At 76.7% G+C, this 407-nt stretch carries 1 protein-coding gene; it reads right to left on the minus strand.

Annotation, left to right across the window (positions count from 1 at the left end):
- A partial coding sequence (locus tag DZG00_RS16540) for an Asp23/Gls24 family envelope stress response protein (RefSeq protein ID WP_147360110.1) occupies positions 1–407 on the minus strand: 407 nt, incomplete at both ends.

A 407-nucleotide genomic window follows, 5' to 3' on the forward strand; every position in this document is an offset into this window, starting at 1 on the left:
CCTTCGGCCCCGGCCGCCTGCGCCGCGGCGAGCGCGTCGGATCCCGCGTCCTTCGCCTTCTCCAGCGCGTCGGATCCGGCGCCCTTCGCCTTCTCGAGCGCGGCGCCCGAGGGCGACTGCTCGTCGTCGAACGGGCCGTGCACGTCGGTCACGCGGATGTTCACGCGGACGGCGCCGGGCGCGATCTGACGGGCGGCGCGGGCCACCTGCTCCCGGGTCTCGTCGACGACGTCCTGCACGGGAGTCGGGTAATCGACCACCAGGTCGAGGTCGATCACGGTGCCGCCGGCCTCCTCGGAGACCGTGACGCCGGGACCGGTGCTCGTGCCGCGGATCGCCCGCGACGCGGCGTCGAGCGCGCGCGCGGCCGGACCGCCGAGGTGGTGCACGCCCGTGACGCCCGCGGC

The sequence above is a fragment of the Clavibacter lycopersici genome (assembly GCF_003576405.1).
Taxonomy (GTDB): domain Bacteria; phylum Actinomycetota; class Actinomycetes; order Actinomycetales; family Microbacteriaceae; genus Clavibacter; species Clavibacter lycopersici.